13 protein-coding genes are annotated in these 15789 nt (G+C 66.1%); 9 read left to right on the top strand and 4 right to left on the bottom strand.

Annotated features, from left to right (window positions below; all coding sequences use genetic code 11):
* Positions 1 to 296 precede the first annotated feature (296 nt).
* Together ACYQ4W_RS09450 and ACYQ4W_RS09455 are read left to right on the top strand one after the other, a co-directional pair.
* Positions 297 to 818 carry an RHS repeat domain-containing protein gene (locus ACYQ4W_RS09450; RefSeq protein ID WP_459855695.1) on the top strand — a complete coding sequence of 174 codons (522 nt, stop codon included), beginning with the start codon at positions 297 to 299 and terminating at the stop codon, positions 816 to 818.
* A gap of 59 nt (positions 819 to 877) precedes the next feature.
* Positions 878 to 2416: a class I adenylate-forming enzyme family protein gene (locus ACYQ4W_RS09455; protein ID WP_459855697.1), complete on the top strand. Its 1539-nt coding sequence runs from the start codon at positions 878 to 880 to the stop codon at positions 2414 to 2416.
* On the opposite strand, the gene ACYQ4W_RS09460 is transcribed toward ACYQ4W_RS09455, so the two are convergent.
* The 4 genes from ACYQ4W_RS09460 to ACYQ4W_RS09475 form a co-directional block, all read right to left on the bottom strand.
* Entirely contained in the window at positions 2413 to 3882 is a 1470-nt protein-coding gene (locus ACYQ4W_RS09460) for an MFS transporter (protein ID WP_459855700.1), read from the bottom strand. The genes ACYQ4W_RS09455 and ACYQ4W_RS09460 overlap by 4 nt on opposite strands.
* Before the next feature lie 66 nt (positions 3883 to 3948).
* Entirely contained in the window at positions 3949 to 4542 is a 594-nt protein-coding gene (locus ACYQ4W_RS09465; protein ID WP_459855702.1) for a substrate-binding periplasmic protein, read from the bottom strand.
* Between the two features lie 236 nt (positions 4543 to 4778).
* Complete coding sequence (locus ACYQ4W_RS09470) at positions 4779 to 5828, bottom strand: ATP-binding cassette domain-containing protein (RefSeq protein ID WP_459855704.1); 1050 nt, start codon at positions 5826 to 5828, stop codon at positions 4779 to 4781.
* A gap of 41 nt (positions 5829 to 5869) precedes the next feature.
* A complete protein-coding gene (locus tag ACYQ4W_RS09475; protein WP_459855707.1) occupies positions 5870 to 6550 on the bottom strand; it encodes an ABC transporter permease subunit in 681 nt (226 codons plus the stop codon).
* An 839-nt stretch (positions 6551 to 7389) separates the two neighbouring features.
* Between ACYQ4W_RS09475 and ACYQ4W_RS09480 the strand changes: the two genes are divergently transcribed.
* The 7 genes from ACYQ4W_RS09480 (at position 7390) to ACYQ4W_RS09510 (ending at position 15786) form a co-directional block, all read left to right on the top strand.
* Complete coding sequence (locus tag ACYQ4W_RS09480) at positions 7390 to 9123, top strand: transporter substrate-binding domain-containing protein (RefSeq protein WP_459855709.1); 1734 nt, start codon at positions 7390 to 7392, stop codon at positions 9121 to 9123.
* Positions 9120 to 10529 carry a sigma-54-dependent transcriptional regulator gene (locus tag ACYQ4W_RS09485; RefSeq protein ID WP_459855711.1) on the top strand — a complete coding sequence of 470 codons (1410 nt, stop codon included), beginning with the start codon at positions 9120 to 9122 and terminating at the stop codon, positions 10527 to 10529. Before ACYQ4W_RS09480 ends, ACYQ4W_RS09485 begins: the two co-directional genes overlap by 4 nt.
* 325 nt (positions 10530 to 10854) lie before the next feature.
* Positions 10855 to 12285 carry an anion permease gene (locus tag ACYQ4W_RS09490; protein ID WP_459855713.1) on the top strand — a complete coding sequence of 477 codons (1431 nt, stop codon included), beginning with the start codon at positions 10855 to 10857 and terminating at the stop codon, positions 12283 to 12285.
* 52 nt (positions 12286 to 12337) lie between these two features.
* Positions 12338 to 13177 (top strand): fumarate hydratase, encoded by an 840-nt coding sequence (locus ACYQ4W_RS09495; RefSeq protein WP_459855716.1) that lies wholly within the window; start codon positions 12338 to 12340, stop codon positions 13175 to 13177.
* Positions 13177 to 13740 carry a Fe-S-containing hydro-lyase gene (locus ACYQ4W_RS09500; protein ID WP_459855719.1) on the top strand — a complete coding sequence of 188 codons (564 nt, stop codon included), beginning with the start codon at positions 13177 to 13179 and terminating at the stop codon, positions 13738 to 13740. The genes ACYQ4W_RS09495 and ACYQ4W_RS09500 overlap by 1 nt, the downstream gene beginning before the upstream one ends.
* 16 nt (positions 13741 to 13756) lie before the next feature.
* Entirely contained in the window at positions 13757 to 15109 is a 1353-nt protein-coding gene (dctA, locus tag ACYQ4W_RS09505; RefSeq protein ID WP_459855722.1) for a C4-dicarboxylate transporter DctA, read from the top strand.
* Positions 15110 to 15126: 17 nt separating this feature from the next.
* Entirely contained in the window at positions 15127 to 15786 is a 660-nt protein-coding gene (locus ACYQ4W_RS09510; RefSeq protein WP_459855724.1) for a succinate dehydrogenase/fumarate reductase transmembrane subunit, read from the top strand.
* The last annotated feature ends 3 nt before the right edge of the window (positions 15787 to 15789 follow it).

Consider the following 15789-nt stretch of genomic DNA (forward strand, 5'->3'; position numbering starts at 1 on the left):
CATTCTGCGCGCGAGCGGAAACGGCCGAGAGCAACGCGCGATTCGGCACTGATCGGTCCCATGTAACCGCGCATTCAAACTGAGAATCCCATTCATGCCATTTGAAAACGCGGGCCGGGGGTTGCACAGTTCCACGCGATTTCCCCCTCCCTTCCCCAAACCCTGTCAACCCGCTATTTTTGTCCTTTTGCCAGCCAAAACCATGCCATTTTGGTCCGGCCCCAAAACCCATTGTTATCCTTGCGTCATTTGCGACGGATGTTGTGTCCGGCGCGCAAGCCCTGTCTGGGGCCCTTGTGCCTATCGACAAGCCCCTTTCGCGGAGTCCCAGCATCCATGCCAAGTGCGACGCCAAGGGCCAGCGGACGCAGAAGCGTGTTAACGGGCGGGTCGTCGAGGCCTACCAGTGGCTGGACCCGCTGCGGCTCTCGGAATTCCACGACGGGCGCGAGTGGTGGCGGCTGGCGTACCTCAAAGGCCGGACGCCGGTTGGCGTGACGAACGGCATCGACTCGCACTTTCTGCTCTGCGATCAGGTCGGCACGGCGCTGCCCCTTGCCACGGCAGAAGGCCATATTGTACAGACGATGCAATACGACAGCTTCGGCAAGCTGTTGCAGGTTCGGGGCGATGCGGTGCGCCTGCCGCTGGGCTTTGCGGGCGGGCTCTTTGACGCCGACACCGGCCTGGCGCGCGCCCCTTTCATTACAGGGTGGCGCGACGACGACGCCGACACCGGCCGCTTCAGCGGCGCTTTGGCCTGCCCATTTCTGCGCTCACCGCCACGGCCAGATGACACCCCCCGCCTGTTGGGGTAATCTCTCCGCAGGCTTATGCCGCAAGCCTGCGCCCTATCCCCGCCGCCAAAGGAGAAGCAATGCCGATCAATCGTATTTTGGAAAGCGCCGCAACGCGAAGCCCGGACAGCATCGCCTTGCGGACCGCCGACGAGGCCGTCAGCTATGGTTCGCTCGCGGATCAGGCGGCGCGCCTGGCGGGCGGTTTCGCACGGCTCGGCCTTGCTCCCGGCGACCGCATGGCGGTGCTGCTCCCCAACTCCGTTGCGCTTGTGACGACGGCCCTTGCGGCCTGCCGCCTGGGGTTGATCCTCGTCCCGCTGTCCCGGCAGTACGCCCCGCGCCAGCACGCCCAGATCCTCGCCGACACGGGCGCGCGCGCGCTCGTCACGTCTTCGGCCCTGCGCGAGGCCATCCCCGCCGCAGCCCTGGACGCGCTGTGCGCCTGCATCCTCACCGATGCGGACCTGCCGGGCTGCGTGCGCCACGGGGCGCTTCTCGAAGCGGACGCGCCGCCCACCGCCGGCACCGCCGCCGATCCCCTCGCGCTCATCGTGTACACCTCCGGCACCACGGGAAGGCCCAAGGGCATCGCCCACACCCAGGGCCGCCTCGCGGCGCGGGCCAAAACGTTCGTGCGCGAGCTGTCCCTAACGCCCGACGATGTGGCGCTGACGGTCTTTCCCGCCCTGCGGCCGCTGTTTCTGGTGCAACAGGTTCTGGCCATGCTGCACGCCGGGGGCTGCGCGGTCCTGGCCGAGCGCCCGAAAAGCGCCACGTTCTGGCGGCTCTACGAACAGACTCGCCCAACCTACGGCATCGTCATGCCGAGCTATGTCCGCACGCTTTTGGACGACCCGGCCGCCGCCGCAGCCGACCACTCCCGCCTGCGTTTCCTGTTTTCGGCCGGCGATCAGACCGGGCCGGAGCTTTGCCGGGCCGTGCGCACCGTCACCGGCAGGCCGTTGTTGCCCATGTTCGGCATGACGGAAACCGGCGCGCTGTTCATCCCCCGGCCCGGTGGCGCCGACAAGCGCGCCGACAAGCCGGGGTGCATCGGCAGGCCCATGGCCGGTGTGGAAAGCCGCCTCGTGGGCCCGGACGGCAGCGATGCGGGCGTGGACGAACCGGGGCGGCTTCTGGTGCGCTCGCCCAACATGATGGTCGGCTACTGGAACGACACCCTCGCCACGCACCGGGCCATCGGCGCGGGCTGGCTGGACACCGGGGACCTGGCGCGGATCGACGCGGACGGCGACTACTGGTTTCTTGGGCGCGCGGCGGACGTCATCGTGCGCAACGCGGTGAACGTGTCCTCGGCCCTGGTGGTGGAGGCGCTGCTGGAGCATCCCGCCGTGGAGGAGGCCGCCCTGGTGGGCATAGCCGACCCCGAGGCCGGACAGGTGCCCGTGGCCTTCTACCGTGTCCGGGCGACGGCGGAGGCGCCCCGGGCCGAAGACCTGCCGGCCTGGGTCGCGGCGCGGGTCGACACCGAATCCGTGCCGGTCCGGTGCCTCAGGCTGGAGCGGTTGCCGCTTACCGCCCAGGGCAAGCTCGACCGGGCGCGGCTGGTGCGCCTGGCGGAAGAGGACGTTGCGGAGGCGAAACAGCGCTCCTAGTCCGGAAGACTCCCCGGCCGGGGCTCCGGCAGCAGAAACGACGCGGCAAGGCCGACCACGAACGCGGCCAGGGCCACCCCTGCGGCGGCATAAGCCACCTTGTGCGCGTGCAGGGCGTTGATCGGCAGCCAATAGGCCAGCCATTGGGTGACGGCGGCGAAGCAGGTGCCGATCATCCGCCCGCCGACATTGGCCGCGAAGCTCTCGCCCGTTCCCCGCAGATGCAGCGGAAAGACGCGCGGCAGGTAGTTGCCCCAGAAGCTGTACTGGGCGACGATGCACAAGCTCGCCGCAAAAACGCTCCACTCCAGCCGGTGCAGGCACGTCACCGCGGCCCAGCCGAAGCACAGCGGCATGGCGATGAGCCCCGGCACCAGAAACAGGCGCAGCAGCAGCCGTCGGCTGACGACGCACAGGGCCAGTCCGGCCAGGGCCAGGCGCCCGGCCAGGCCGCCGAACTCCTGCATTTTCATCAGGTGCGACGAATGGAGCTGCTCGATGGTGGCCCCGGCTGCGACCGGAGCCCCGGCCACGGCCCGCTGCGCGGCAACCTCGGCCCGCACTTCCGGCAAGCCGGGAACGATCTGCGGCACCTGCTGCAGCCCCCCGAAGGACGCGGCGTAGCAGCAGGCCATCAGCAACGTGGTGATCAGGGTCGTGCGGCGCAAACCGGGGCTGAAAAGCTCGGCGATGCTCGGCCGCTTCAGGGTGCCTGCCCGGCGCTTGCCCAGCCACAGGGGCGACTCCTGCAGGAAGGGCCGCACCACCATCAGCAGGATGGCGGGAACAAGCCCGGACATGAGGGTATAGCGCCAGTGGGCGTGCGGGTTGGCGATGTTCCCAAAAAAGGCGAGAAATTCCGGCAGCTGGAGGGGCGGCAACTGGAGGGCGGGCAGCTCCAGCCCCGGCAGCAGCGGCGCGGGTTGGTTCACCGCCCACGCGGCGGCGATGCCGTTGGCCACGGCCACCATCAGGCCGCCGATGGAGGAAAAGGCCTGTGCGCCGCCCAGCATCGCCTCTCGCTGACGGTCGTTCGGAAAGATCTCCGCCAGCCAGGCCACGGCCGCCACAAACTCCACGCACACCCCGACGAACACCAGGCAGCGCAGCGCCAAGAGCATGGGCAGCGTGGTGGAGAATCCCGCCGAGAAGGACGCGCAGGCATACAGGAGAATGCTCCAGCTCAGCACGCGCTTGCGGCCAAGCAGGTCCGTCAGATAGCCGCCCGCCAGGCCGAAGCAGCCGCCGCACAGGGCCGGAACATAGAACAACAGGCTGAACCAGAGGCTGAACTCCGGCGTGCCTGGACGAATGCCGCCCAGCTCCAGCAGCGCGGGGCGCACGACCAGCGGCAGGGCGAGCAGTTCGTAGATGTCGAACGCGAAACCCATGGCCGCAGTGGCGCAGATCAGCCATTGCGTGGGCGTGAGCGGTGCCGGTGCGGGACCGGGATGCGGCTCAGTCATGCTGCCGGGCCATATTCCCCGACCGGCCCGGCAGGGCCGGCAAACGCCGGCCCTGCCCTGCGCGGCCTATTTCCTGACCAGGAGACAACCGACTTCCGAGGTGAAATACGGCTTGGTGGCGACCCAGCTCTTGTTCTGCATCCCCATGAGGCTGGGCGTGCTCGCCGTCAGGTTGCAGAAGATCAGGTCGATCTTTTTGGCGCTCAGGGCCGCGAACCGCGCCTGGCTCTCAAGCGAGACGAACTCGAAGTTGACGTTCAACATGTGGCTGATCTCGTTCAGCAGGGCCACATTGAACCCGGCGGGCCTCCCGTTGGCGGCGATGTAGTCCAGCGGGACGTAGTCGCCGCAGATTCCGACGTACACCGTCTTGGCTCCGGGAATGGGATCGGCGGCCTTGTTGGCGGGCTCATTGGCGGCGGGCAGATTGGTCACCCACTCGTCCTCCAGCTGCTTCAGCTTGCCGTTTTCCTGCAAGGTGCTGATGGCCTTGTCCAGATCGTCCTTCAACTGGGTATCCTCGCTGCGCAGGGCCATGACCACCTGAGCCTTGAGCGGCTCGCTGGCGACGACCTTAAACGCCGCGTTGCGCTTCACGAAATAATCCACCCCGAACCGGGGGCTCAGCACCGCGTCCACCTTACCGGCCTGCAGCGCCATGATGCAATCCGACATTTTATTGAAGTATTTTACTTCTTTCGGCTTACCGCCGATGATTTTCTCAACGGATGCCTCCAGGTTCTGGGGGCTACCCGCCGGAGACACCGAGGCAACAATCTTGCCCTTCAAGTCGCCCACCTTCTCCACCTTGGCGGGGCTGCCGCCGCCGCAACCGCCCAAGGCCAACGCCGTCGCAAGCACACACACCATTGCCCAATACCGCGCCATATGCCCCCCTAGATGTTGATTGTTATGCGGTTATTTCCCCGGTCGAAAGCATGGCCGCACCGTTTTGCATAGTTTCGCACCAAGAGCATCCCCAAATCGTCGGAGCTTTCCCTTTGTGGATCAAAAGGGTTGAACTCCGCAGCCCTGAAGACAACGTCCAAAGAGATATCGTTCTGTTCCTGAGCATACGTCATCGTGAACACGATGTCGGGCTGCGCATGCTGGTAGCAGTGCACGAAAATCATCTGCAACAGCTCCTCCAGAACCAGTTGGACACGATAGATCCTCTGCTGATCGATGGCGTATTTTTTACAGAACACCTCAATCCGGGCGTTCATCGAGACGGCGTCGAAATCCAGCGAACGTATCTCGTGGGTGAAGGTCTTGAGCCGGGTGATGAACGCCCTTGTCTTGTCCCTGCCCGGGTTCTCGAAAATCTGCTGCGGGGTGCCTTCTTCGTAAATCGTGCCTTCCGCGATGAAGAACACCCTGTCGGCCACATCCTGCGCAAAGGCCATCTCATGGGTGACGATGAGCATGGTCAGGCCCAGGCGGGTGAGCTTGCGTATGATGAACAGCACCTCGCTGGTCATTGCCGGATCAAGGGCCGAGGTCGGCTCGTCGAGGAGCATGATCTGCGGCTCCATGGCCAGACACCGGGCGATGGCCGTGCGTTGCTGCTGCCCGCCCGAAAGCTGGTGGGGAAAGCTGCGGGCCTTGTCCGCCAGGCCCACCATGGAAAGCAGCTCCATGGCCCGAGCCTCGGCCTCCGCCCTGCCCAGCCTCTTGATCCAGCGCGGCGCAAGGGTGATGTTGTCCAGCACGTTCAGATGCGAGAACAGGTTGAAGCCCTGGTAGACCATGCCCATCGACTCGCGCACGTGGTTCAGGTCCACGCCCTTGGCCGTGATGTCCGTTCCGTTGATGTATATCGCGCCCGTGTCCGGCCGCTCCAGCATGGCGATGGAGCGCAGCAGCATGCTTTTCCCGCTGCCGGACTGCCCGATGAGCGCGACGCATTCGCCCTTCGCCACATGCGCATCGACGTGCTTCAGCACATCAACCCGCCCGAACCGTTTGGATACGCCCGCAAGCCTTATCACGGCTCTTCAGCCCTCCTCCCGGCCATGGAAAACAGCGCGTGGACGAGGTAGGACAGGCCCAAATAGATCAGCACGCCGCAGAACAGCGAGAAGAACGGGTCGCCCGTGCGGTTGCCGATGTTGTTCACCGTCCGCGTCAAGTCGGTAATGGCGACATACCCGACGACGGAGGTCCACTGGATGGTGTTGATGATGGTGCCCTGATACACCGGCTTGGCTATTTTCCCCGCCTGCGGCAACGTGATCGCCACAAAGGCCTTTGCCCGCGAGAAGCCAAGCATCCTGGCCGCTTCCAACTGGCGCTTGTCCACGGCCTCCAGCGCGGAGCGCATCAGCTCGGCTATGTGCGCCCCGCTGTTGAGGGCGAAGGCCAAGACCGCGATGCCCACCGGGTCCACCCGGCTTTTGGCGAACACGACGTAATAGAGCAGCATCAGCAGGAGCAGCACAGGGCTTCCGCGCAGCACGACGACCACGCACTGCGCCAGGGAACTCAGGACGGGTATTTTGGAAATCCGCAGCCAGCAGAGCGCCGCGCCGACGAGCGTGCCGAGCAGCAGGCCCTGGGCCGAGATCAAGACCGTTACCCGCAGGCCCTCCAGGACCGAGAGGTACGCACCCCCCTCCAGCAGGTTCCGGTTGATGGAATCGATGACGGCGCTCAGCATATCGAGCATACGATTCTCGCTTCGCTATACGGCCAAGCCGACGACCGGAGCACGCATATCTCCCGGTCAGGGGAGACGCCGGCGGCGGAGCCGGGCAACGCTTGCCGGAGCATTGGCCTCCGAACGGGAAAGCTCTCTGCAATGCCGCCAAGGACACCCATTCGTTCCGGGGCAGGCAAGGGCTAAGTCCGCCTGGCCGCAGGAGTTGCGGGCAACGATGCGGCGGACCGGGACTCCCCGGGCACCCAGGCGACTGCTTCTTGCCAATATAGCAACCTGACTAAAATTTCTGTAAATTGTCAAGGTTGTCGCCCAGATTGTCCCTGCGGGAGAGGGTTCATGCGCCACCGTCCTGCACCCGCCACAATCCGGCGCGCGGCAGGGGCGCCCATGAGCAGCCGCGCCTCCAACGGGTTCAGCAACCCGGACGTGTCCTTCCCGCATCCCTTGAGCCAAAGGGCGTCTCGGTCCTGGGACATCGCCCCCTGCCCCGCCACGGGGGCCGCCCCCCGGAGCGAAACTCGCCGTGGAAAGCGGGGGCATGACCTTTTGCCTGCGGCAGGCCGCACGGCAAAGCCGCACGACGAGAGGGTCGGAAAGGTCGGCTATTTGGAACGCATGATGATTTCATACAACAATTTCGCCAAGCGCGCCCACGCCCTCCGTGCGCAAGCCTGATGGCGCGCAAGCGCAAGGAGCACCACGACCGCGCCCCAGGCCACATCGTTCTTCCCGCTTGAGCGCGGCGCAGGGCCGCACCGTCCGGCTGGCCCCTGGGGGGCGGCATGGACTGGGATGGGCATCCGTGCTACCGGCAAAGCACGTCCGCTTTCCCAAAGGCCGCTGCCATGAAGCCGTTCCCCGCGCGCACACCACTCCTCTTTCTGCTTGCAGCACTCATGCTTGCGGCCTTTGTGCGGCCCTGCTCCGCGCAGGACAGGCAGGAGGCGCCCGGCATCGACCGGGCGGTGATCGTCGGCGGCGACAGAGACTACCCGCCCTATGAATTCCTCGACAAGGACGGCCAGCCCGCGGGCTACAACGTGGACCTGACCCGGGCCATAGCCGAGGTCATGGGCATGAAGGTGGAGATCCACCTGGGCACCTGGGCCAGCAAGCGCGAGGGCCTCATGGACGGCAGCATGGACATCCTCCAGGGCATGTCCGCCACGGATGACCGGGCCCAGCGGCTCGACCTGGCCCCGCACACCATAGTGGACCACTCCATCTACGCCCGCAAAGGCACCCCGCCAGTGACCAGCCTGGACGGCCTGGCGGGCAAAAAGGTCATCATGCACCGCGGCGGCGTGATGAACGAGGTTTTGGAGAGCAAGGGCTTCGGCAAGGACCTGATTCTGACCGACACCCCGGCCGACGCCCTGCGGCTTTTGGCCTCGGGCGAGGGCGACTACGCCGTGGTGGCCATGTTGCCCGGCATCTACATCATCCGCGAGAACAAGCTCGACAACATCGAGGCCGTGGCGCGCAGCGTGTTCACCGTGCGCTACGGCTATGCCGTGAAAAAAGGCAACGAGGCTTTGCTGGCGCGCTTCAGCGAAGGGCTGGCCATATTGCGCGAGACCGGCCGCTACCAGGCCATCCACGACAAGTGGCTTGGCGTGCTGGAGAACCAGAAGGTCAAATGGCAGGTCATCGCCATGTATGTGGGCGTGGTGGTGGCGCCGCTCTTGCTGCTGCTCGGCGGGTCCGTGCTGTGGACCTACTTTCTGCGCAAGCAGGTGGCCCAGCGCACCGTGTCCCTGAGCAACGCCCTGGAGGAGCTTTCGCGCAACCAGCGGCAGCTCGTCCAGGCCGACAAGATGGCCGCGCTGGGCATCCTCGTCTCCGGCGTCGCGCACGAGATCAACAACCCCAACGGGCTCATCCTGCTGAACATCCCCATTCTGCGCCGGGTGCTGGCGGACGTGACGAGCATCCTCGACCGCCTGCGCGAAACCGAGGGCGAGCTGACCCTGGGCGGCATTCCGTACGAGCGCATGCGCCGCGAGCTGCCGGTGATTCTGGAGGACATGCAGGAAGGCGCCATGCGCATCAAGCGCATCGTCAACGACCTGAAGGAGTTCTCCAAGCCGGAGGAAGGGGTGACCCGCGTGCTGGTGGACATGAACGACGCCTCGCGCAAGGCCGTGCGCCTGGTGGAGACCACCATCCGCAAATGCACGGACCATTTCAGCACGCGCTACGAGGCGGACCTGCCCATGGTCTGGGCCAACTCCCAGCGCATCGAGCAGGTGATGATCAATCTGGTGCTGAACGCCTGCCAGGCCCTGCCGGACAAGAGCCGGGCCATAGACATCTCCACCTGGCACGACGAGGAAAACGGCAAGGTGGTCTTCTGCGTGCGCGACGAGGGCAAGGGCATTGCGCCCGAGCACCTGCCCCACCTGACGGACCCGTTCTTCACCACCAAGCGCGACACCGGCGGCACAGGGCTTGGTCTTTCGGTCTCCACCGGAATTCTGAAGGAATACGGCGGAAGCTTGAGCTTTGAATCCGCCGTGGGCCAGGGCACAGCGGTGCGCATGGAGCTGCCCGCGGCGCAGGAGGAAATCCAGGCATGAACGGCGCGCTCTTCCCTTCCTTCGGCCTTTTGCTGGTCGACGACGAGCCCGCCTGGCTGCGCTCCCTGTCGTTGACGCTGGAGTCCGCCGCGGGCATCACCAACATGCACCTCTGCCAGGAGAGCACGGAAGTGCTGCCCCTGCTGGAGAAAAAAGCCATCGGCCTGGTGATGCTCGACCTGACCATGCCGGGCATGACCGGCGAGGAGCTGCTCTCGCGCATCCGCGAGCGCCACCCGGACATCATCTGCATCATCATCAGCGGCGCCAACCAGATAGACACGGCCGTGCGCTGCATGAAGCGCGGAGCCTACGACTATTACGTCAAGACCGACGAGGAGGACCGCATCGTCGGCGGCGTCATGCGGGCCATCCACATGCTGGAGCTGCGCGACGAAAACCGCGCCATGATCAGCCGGCTGGTGTCCGGCGGGCCGGCCCACCCGGAGGCCTTCGAGGGCACGGTGACGCGCTCCAAGTCCATGCAGGCGGTGTTCTCCTACATCGAGGCCGTGGCCACCAGCAGCCAGCCCCTGCTCATCACCGGAGAGTCCGGCGTGGGCAAAGAGGACCTTGTGCGCGCCGCCCACACCCTGAGCGGCTGCAGCGGCCAGCTTGTGGCGGTGAACGTGGCCGGGCTGGACGACATGATCTTTTCCGACACGCTCTTCGGCCACGTGCGCGGCGCCTACACCGGGGCCGAGGGCGCGCGCCGGGGCATGATCGAGGAGGCCGCTGGCGGCACCTTGTTCCTCGACGAAATAGGCGACCTGAGCACCTCGTCGCAGGTGAAGCTGCTGCGCCTGCTGCAGGAGGGGGAGTTCTACCCCCTTGGCAGCGACCAGCCCCGCAGGCTGCGGGCCAGGGTCATCGTGGCCACCCACCGGGACCTTGCGGCCGAGGAAGCCGCCGGGCGCTTCCGGCGCGATTTGTACTACCGCCTGCGCACCCACCATGTGCACATTCCGCCCCTGCGCGAGCGCAAGGAGGACATAGAGCCCCTGCTCGACCATTTTCTGGCCGAGGCGGCGGCAAGCCTGGGCAAGCCCAAGCCCACCCCCCCGCGCGAGCTGCCCGCCTACCTCGGCACCTATGCCTTTCCCGGCAACATCCGCGAGCTGCGGGCCATGGTGTTCGACGCCGTGAGCCTGCACAAGGGCCGCATGCTGTCCATGGAGACCTTCCTGCGGGCCATCGGCGGGGCCGTGCCCAGCGCCGCGCCTCCCGCGCCGAATCCCTTTGCCGCCGTGGAGCCCCTGCCCACCCTCGACGAAGCCGCGGAGCAGCTCATCGCCGAGGCCCTTGTGCGCGCCGGCGGCAACCAGACCCTGGCCTCCCGGCTTCTCGGCATCTCCCAGCCCGCACTCAGCAAGCGCTTGAAGAACGCCCAAAAAGAAGAGTCATAACCAGACTTCTGGCCATTCCTTTTGGAATGCGCCCGGCAGGCCCCGTCCCCCAAAGCCTTTTGTGAAAAAAAGCACCAGCCCAGCATAACTTTTGTTATGAGGGTTCGGCTTGCCCACGCCGTTTCTTCTTCTCCTTTTCTCCTTTGATTCAAAACAGATCCATCACTTCTTCCGCTTTGGTGCGCCTGTTGCTTTAGGCCCGTTGGGTTTGGCGCGCCGAGGCGTTCGGCGCCGCGCCGGATGATCCGCCAAACGGGCGGGAGACACCCGGCGGAACAACGCTTCACGCTTCGGTGGGGCCAACGGAACTGCGCAAGGAGGAGTAATGCAACGGTACATCAAGGCGCTGGCGCCGATCATCCTCGGACTTGGTTTGTGGGCGCTGCCCGCGCCGCAAGGGCTCACGGCATCGGCCTGGAGCTATTTCTCCCTGTTCGCGGCGGTGATTCTGGCCCTGGTGCTGGAGCCCATCGCCCCGGCCCTGGCCGGTCTGGTGGGCGTCACCCTGGCCACGGTGCTGCGCCTGGTTCCCGAAAAGGCCGGCGCCGCACCCAGCGCGGCCGAGGCCATCAAGTGGGGCCTGTCCGGCTTCTCCAACGGCACGGTGTGGCTCATCTTCGCCGCCTTCATGTTCGCCCTGGGCTATGAGAAGACCGGCCTCGGCAAGCGCCTGGGCCTCACGCTCATCCGCCGCATGGGCCGCAAGACCCTGGGCCTGGGCTACGCCGTGGCCCTGTCCGACCTCATCCTGGCGCCCTTCATGCCCTCGAACACGGCCCGCAGCGGCGGCACCATCTTCCCCATCATCAAGAACATTCCGCCCCTGTACGGCTCCACGCCGGAAAACAACCCGCGCGGCATCGGCGCGTATCTCATATGGACGGCGCTCGCCACCACCTGCGTCACCTCGTCCATGTTCCTCACCGCCCTGGCGCCCAACGTTCTGGCCCAGTCCCTGGTGGAAAAGACGGCCCACGTGACCCTGACCTGGAACCAGTGGTTCATGAGCTCCCTGCCGGTGGGCGTCATCCTGTTCCTCATCACGCCGCTTCTGGCCTATGTCATCTACCCGCCCACGCAGAAGACCTCGGAGAACGCGCCCATCTGGGCGGCCGAGGAACTGCGCAAGCTCGGGCCCATCACCGGACGCGAGATCACCATGGGCCTCTTGGCCGTGGCCGCGCTGCTGGGCTGGATCTTCCTCAAGGACGCGCTGGACGCAACCACAGTGGCCCTGGCGGCCATCTGCGTCATGGCCATAACCCGCGTGGTCAGCTGGGAGGACGTGCTGGGCTACAAGCAGGCCTGGAACGTGCTGGCGTGGTTCGCCACCCTGGTGACCCTGGCCGACGGCCTGCGCAAGACCGGGTTCTTGGAGTGGTTCGCCAAGACCGCCTCGACCTATCTGCAGGGCTACTCGCCCACGGCGACCCTGGTCGGCTTGGTGCTGGTCTTCTTCGTCAGCCACTACATGTTCGCCAGCGTCACCGCCCACGTGGCCGCGCTGCTGCCGGTCATGCTGGCCGCGGCCATGGCCGTGCCCGGGCTCGATATCAACCTGGCGGCCATGATGCTGTGCGGCAGCCTGGGCATCATGGGCATCATCACGCCTTACGGCACCGGCCCTTCGCCCATCTATTACGGCGCCGGCTACATCAAGGGCAGGGAGTTCTGGGTGCTGGGGCTGGTGTTCGGCGTCATCTACCTGGGCGTGTTCCTGGCCGTCGGCTTCCCCTGGAATTTGATGCGGGCCTAAGCCCCGCGGCGTGTCATGCGGCCGGCTGCGCCCGGCCGGAAAAGGAGGACCCATGCGTTTCATTTCCAAGGCGATGATCGTTGACGCCGTGGCCCGGCTTTGCGACGAGGCCAACCACGACCTGCCCGAGGACGTGCTGGCGGCCTTCACCAAGGCCCGGGAGGACGAAAAGGCCCCGGCCGCCAAGGAGACCTTCCGCCAACTGCTGGAGAACGCCGACCTGGCGCGCTCAACCGGCCTGCCCCTGTGCCAGGATTGCGGCCTGGCCGTGTTCTTCGTGGAGGTGGGCGAGGAACTGACCGTGGCCAGCGGCTCCCTGCGCGAGGCCATCAACGAGGGCATGGTCCGCGGCTACGAGACCGGGCGGCTGCGCAAGTCCACCTGCGACCCCTTCACCCGCAAGAACGCGGGCGACAACTCCCCGGCCATCATCCACTTCGACATCGTGCCCGGCGACCAGCTCAAGATCTCCATGATGGCCAAGGGCGGCGGCGCGGAGAACATGTCGCGCGTGATGATGCTGACCCCGGCCCAGGGCTGGAAGGGCATCCGCGAGTTCGTCATCCGCCGCGTGGCGGAGTCCGGCTCCAATCCCTGCCCGCCCATCATCGTGGGCGTGGGCATTGGCGGCAACTTCGAGCTGGCCGCCATCAATTCCAAAAAGGCCCTGCTGCGCAAGCTTGACGACACCCACCCGGACCCGGAGGTGGCGGCCATGGAGGCCGATCTGCTGGCGTCCGTCAACCGCCTGGGCATAGGCCCCATGGGCCTGGGCGGCGCAACCACCTGCCTGGGCGTGAAGGTGCTCGTCGCCCCCTGCCACCTGGCCAGCCTGCCGCTGGCCGTGAACATCCAGTGCCATTCCTCCCGGCACAAGGAGGTTACGCTCTAATGGCCGAACACCACCTGACCACCCCGCTCGCCAAGGCCGACCTGGAGAAGCTCCGCGCGGGCGATGTCGTCCATCTCACCGGCGTCATCTACACCGGCCGCGACGCGGCCCACAAGCGCATAAGCGACGCCCTGGACGCGGGCGCGCCCCTGCCGTTCCCACTCGAGGGAGCCGTCGTGTATTACGTCGGCCCCTCCCCCGCCATTCCCGGCCGTCCCATCGGGGCGGCCGGGCCCACCACCTCCTACCGCATGGACTCCTTCGCGCCCAGGCTCATCGCCCTGGGGCTCGCGGCCAGCATAGGTAAAGGCATGCGCAGCCCCGAGGTGAAGGACGCCATGAACACGCACAAGGCCGTGTACTTCGGGGCCACGGGCGGGGCCGGGGCGCTGCTCGGCCTGCGCATCAAGGAAGCCAAGGTCATCGCCTACGAGGACCTTGGACCCGAGGCCGTGCGCGAGCTGGTCGTTGCGGACTTCCCCGTGCTGGTCATCAACGACTGCCACGGCGGCGACCTGTACGCCAAGCCGGACCTGGAAGCCGCCCTGGCGCAAACGCGCTAGGCATGGGAGCAAGGAGATGAGCGGCAAGCGTCTCAGCCATTCGCTGTACTTCTGGGTCATCTTCGGCGTCGTGGCCGGCATTGCCCTTGGCCTGGCGCCGGCCACCAGAGGGGCGGCGGCCATGATGGAGCCGCTGGCCACCACCTTCGTGCGCATGGTCAAGATGATCATCGCGCCGCTCATCTTCTGCACCGTGGTCACGGGCATCGCCAAAATAGGCGACATGGGCAAGGTGGGCCGCGTGGGGCTCAAGTGCCTGCTCTACTTCTGGACCATGACGGTCTTCGCCCTGGCCATAGGCCTTGTGGTGGTGAACCTGTACGGCCCGGGCCGGGGCATGGACGAATACGCGGCCAGGATGCAGGCCGACCAGTCCATAGTGCAGCGGGTGGAGGCCTACGCCGGCAAGGCCAAGGAGCTCTCCACCTCGGACTTTATCATGCACATCGTGCCCAACTCCGTGGTGGACTCCTTCGCCCGGGGCGACATCCTGCAGGTGCTCTTCTTCTCCATACTGCTGGGCATAGCCCTGGCCAGCCTGGGGGAAAAGGCCGCCAACTTCGTCCGCGTCATCGATGAATTCGGCAAGGGCCTGTTCAAGGTGGTCCAATACATCATGTACTTCGCGCCGTTGGGGGCCTTCGGCGCCATGGCCGTGGTGGTGGCCACCCAGGGGCGCGAGGCCCTGCTGAACCTGTTCTATCTCATGCTCGGGGTCTACTCCACCTGCCTCATCTTCGGCGTGCTGTTTTTGGTCTGCCGCCTGTCCGGGTTCTCCCTGTGGCGCTACCTGCGCTACATCCGGCAGGAGATCCTTCTCGTGCTCGGCACCTCGTCCTCCGAGGCGGCGCTGCCGCGCATGATGTCCAAGATGGAGGAGGCCGGGGTCGACAAGTCCGTGGTGGGGCTCACCCTGCCCATGGGCTACTCCTTCAACCTCGACGGCACCTGCATCTACCTGACCATGGCCGCGGTGTTCTTGGCCCAGGCCACCAACACCCCACTGGACCTGCAGGCCCAGCTCAGCCTGCTGTTCATCCTGCTGCTGACCAGCAAGGGCGCGGCCGCCATCACCGGCGGCGGGTTCATCACCCTGGCGGCCACGCTGCAGACCATGGGCACCATTCCCGTGGCCTCGCTGACGCTCCTGCTCGGCGTGGACCGCTTCATGAGCGAGGCGCGCGCCATCACCAACCTCATCGGCAACGGCATCGCCACCATCGTGGTGGCCAAGTGGGAGAAGTCTCTGGACGAGCGGATGTTCGAGGCCGCGCTGCGCCGCGGCGAAGGAAGCGGCGCGCCGGAGGACTCCCTTCTGCGGGAACAAGCGGCCGGCGCCCTGGCGGCCCGCACCGCACTGAAACGTTAACAGGACTGGAGGAAACGATGTCCCTGTCAAACACGGCGACCCACCAAGGGCTCCCGGTCGGCAAGCTCGCCGCCTACTTCGACTGGGTGCAGATGCTCACCGGAGCGGTGCTGGTGCTCTTCATGTGGTGCCACCTCATCCTGGTGTCGAGCATTCTCATCAGCGCCGAAGCCATGAACACCCTGGCGCGCTTCTTCGAGGTCACCTACATGGCCCAGGTGGGCGGTCCGCTCATCTTCCTGGGCTTTCTGGTCCACTTCGTCATGGCCGCGCGCAAAATCCCCTTCCGCATGCAGGAGCAGCGCGTCATGCTGGCCAACGCCCAGCGCCTGCGCCACCGCGACACCTGGATGTGGGTGGTTCAGGCCGTCACGGCCATGTGCATCCTCATCATGGGGGCCATCCACCTGTGGGTCATCCTGACCGACCTGCCCATCTCGGCCCAGAAGAGCGCCGCCCGCATCCAAACGGGCTTCTGGTTCGGCTTCTACCTGCTGCTGCTGCCCATGGTGGAGCTCCACGTGGGCATCGGCTTCTACCGCATTCTGGTGAAGTGGGGCTTCCTCAGCCGCGCCGGGCGCAAGGGCGCCAAGCTGGGGGAGAACTTCGCCACGGTCCTGTTCATCGCGGTGGGCGTGCTCTCCCTGCTGCGCTACTACTTCCTGCCCCTCAACTAAGGA

The organism is Humidesulfovibrio idahonensis, from assembly GCF_054657715.1.

Coding starts and splice junctions, on each gene's coding strand:
- ACYQ4W_RS09495 (WP_459855716.1), top strand. CDS start 12,338: ATGCGTTTCATTTCCAAGGCGATGATCGTTGACGCCGTGGCCCGGCTT.
- ACYQ4W_RS09465 (WP_459855702.1), bottom strand. CDS start 4,542: ATGGCGCTGCAGGCCGGTAAGGTGGACGCGGTGCTGAGCCCCCGGTTC.
- dctA (WP_459855722.1), top strand. CDS start 13,757: ATGAGCGGCAAGCGTCTCAGCCATTCGCTGTACTTCTGGGTCATCTTC.
- ACYQ4W_RS09480 (WP_459855709.1), top strand. CDS start 7,390: ATGAAGCCGTTCCCCGCGCGCACACCACTCCTCTTTCTGCTTGCAGCA.
- ACYQ4W_RS09490 (WP_459855713.1), top strand. CDS start 10,855: ATGCAACGGTACATCAAGGCGCTGGCGCCGATCATCCTCGGACTTGGT.
- ACYQ4W_RS09455 (WP_459855697.1), top strand. CDS start 878: ATGCCGATCAATCGTATTTTGGAAAGCGCCGCAACGCGAAGCCCGGAC.
- ACYQ4W_RS09500 (WP_459855719.1), top strand. CDS start 13,177: ATGGCCGAACACCACCTGACCACCCCGCTCGCCAAGGCCGACCTGGAG.
- ACYQ4W_RS09485 (WP_459855711.1), top strand. CDS start 9,120: ATGAACGGCGCGCTCTTCCCTTCCTTCGGCCTTTTGCTGGTCGACGAC.
- ACYQ4W_RS09460 (WP_459855700.1), bottom strand. CDS start 3,882: ATGACTGAGCCGCATCCCGGTCCCGCACCGGCACCGCTCACGCCCACG.
- ACYQ4W_RS09510 (WP_459855724.1), top strand. CDS start 15,127: ATGTCCCTGTCAAACACGGCGACCCACCAAGGGCTCCCGGTCGGCAAG.
- ACYQ4W_RS09475 (WP_459855707.1), bottom strand. CDS start 6,550: ATGCTCGATATGCTGAGCGCCGTCATCGATTCCATCAACCGGAACCTG.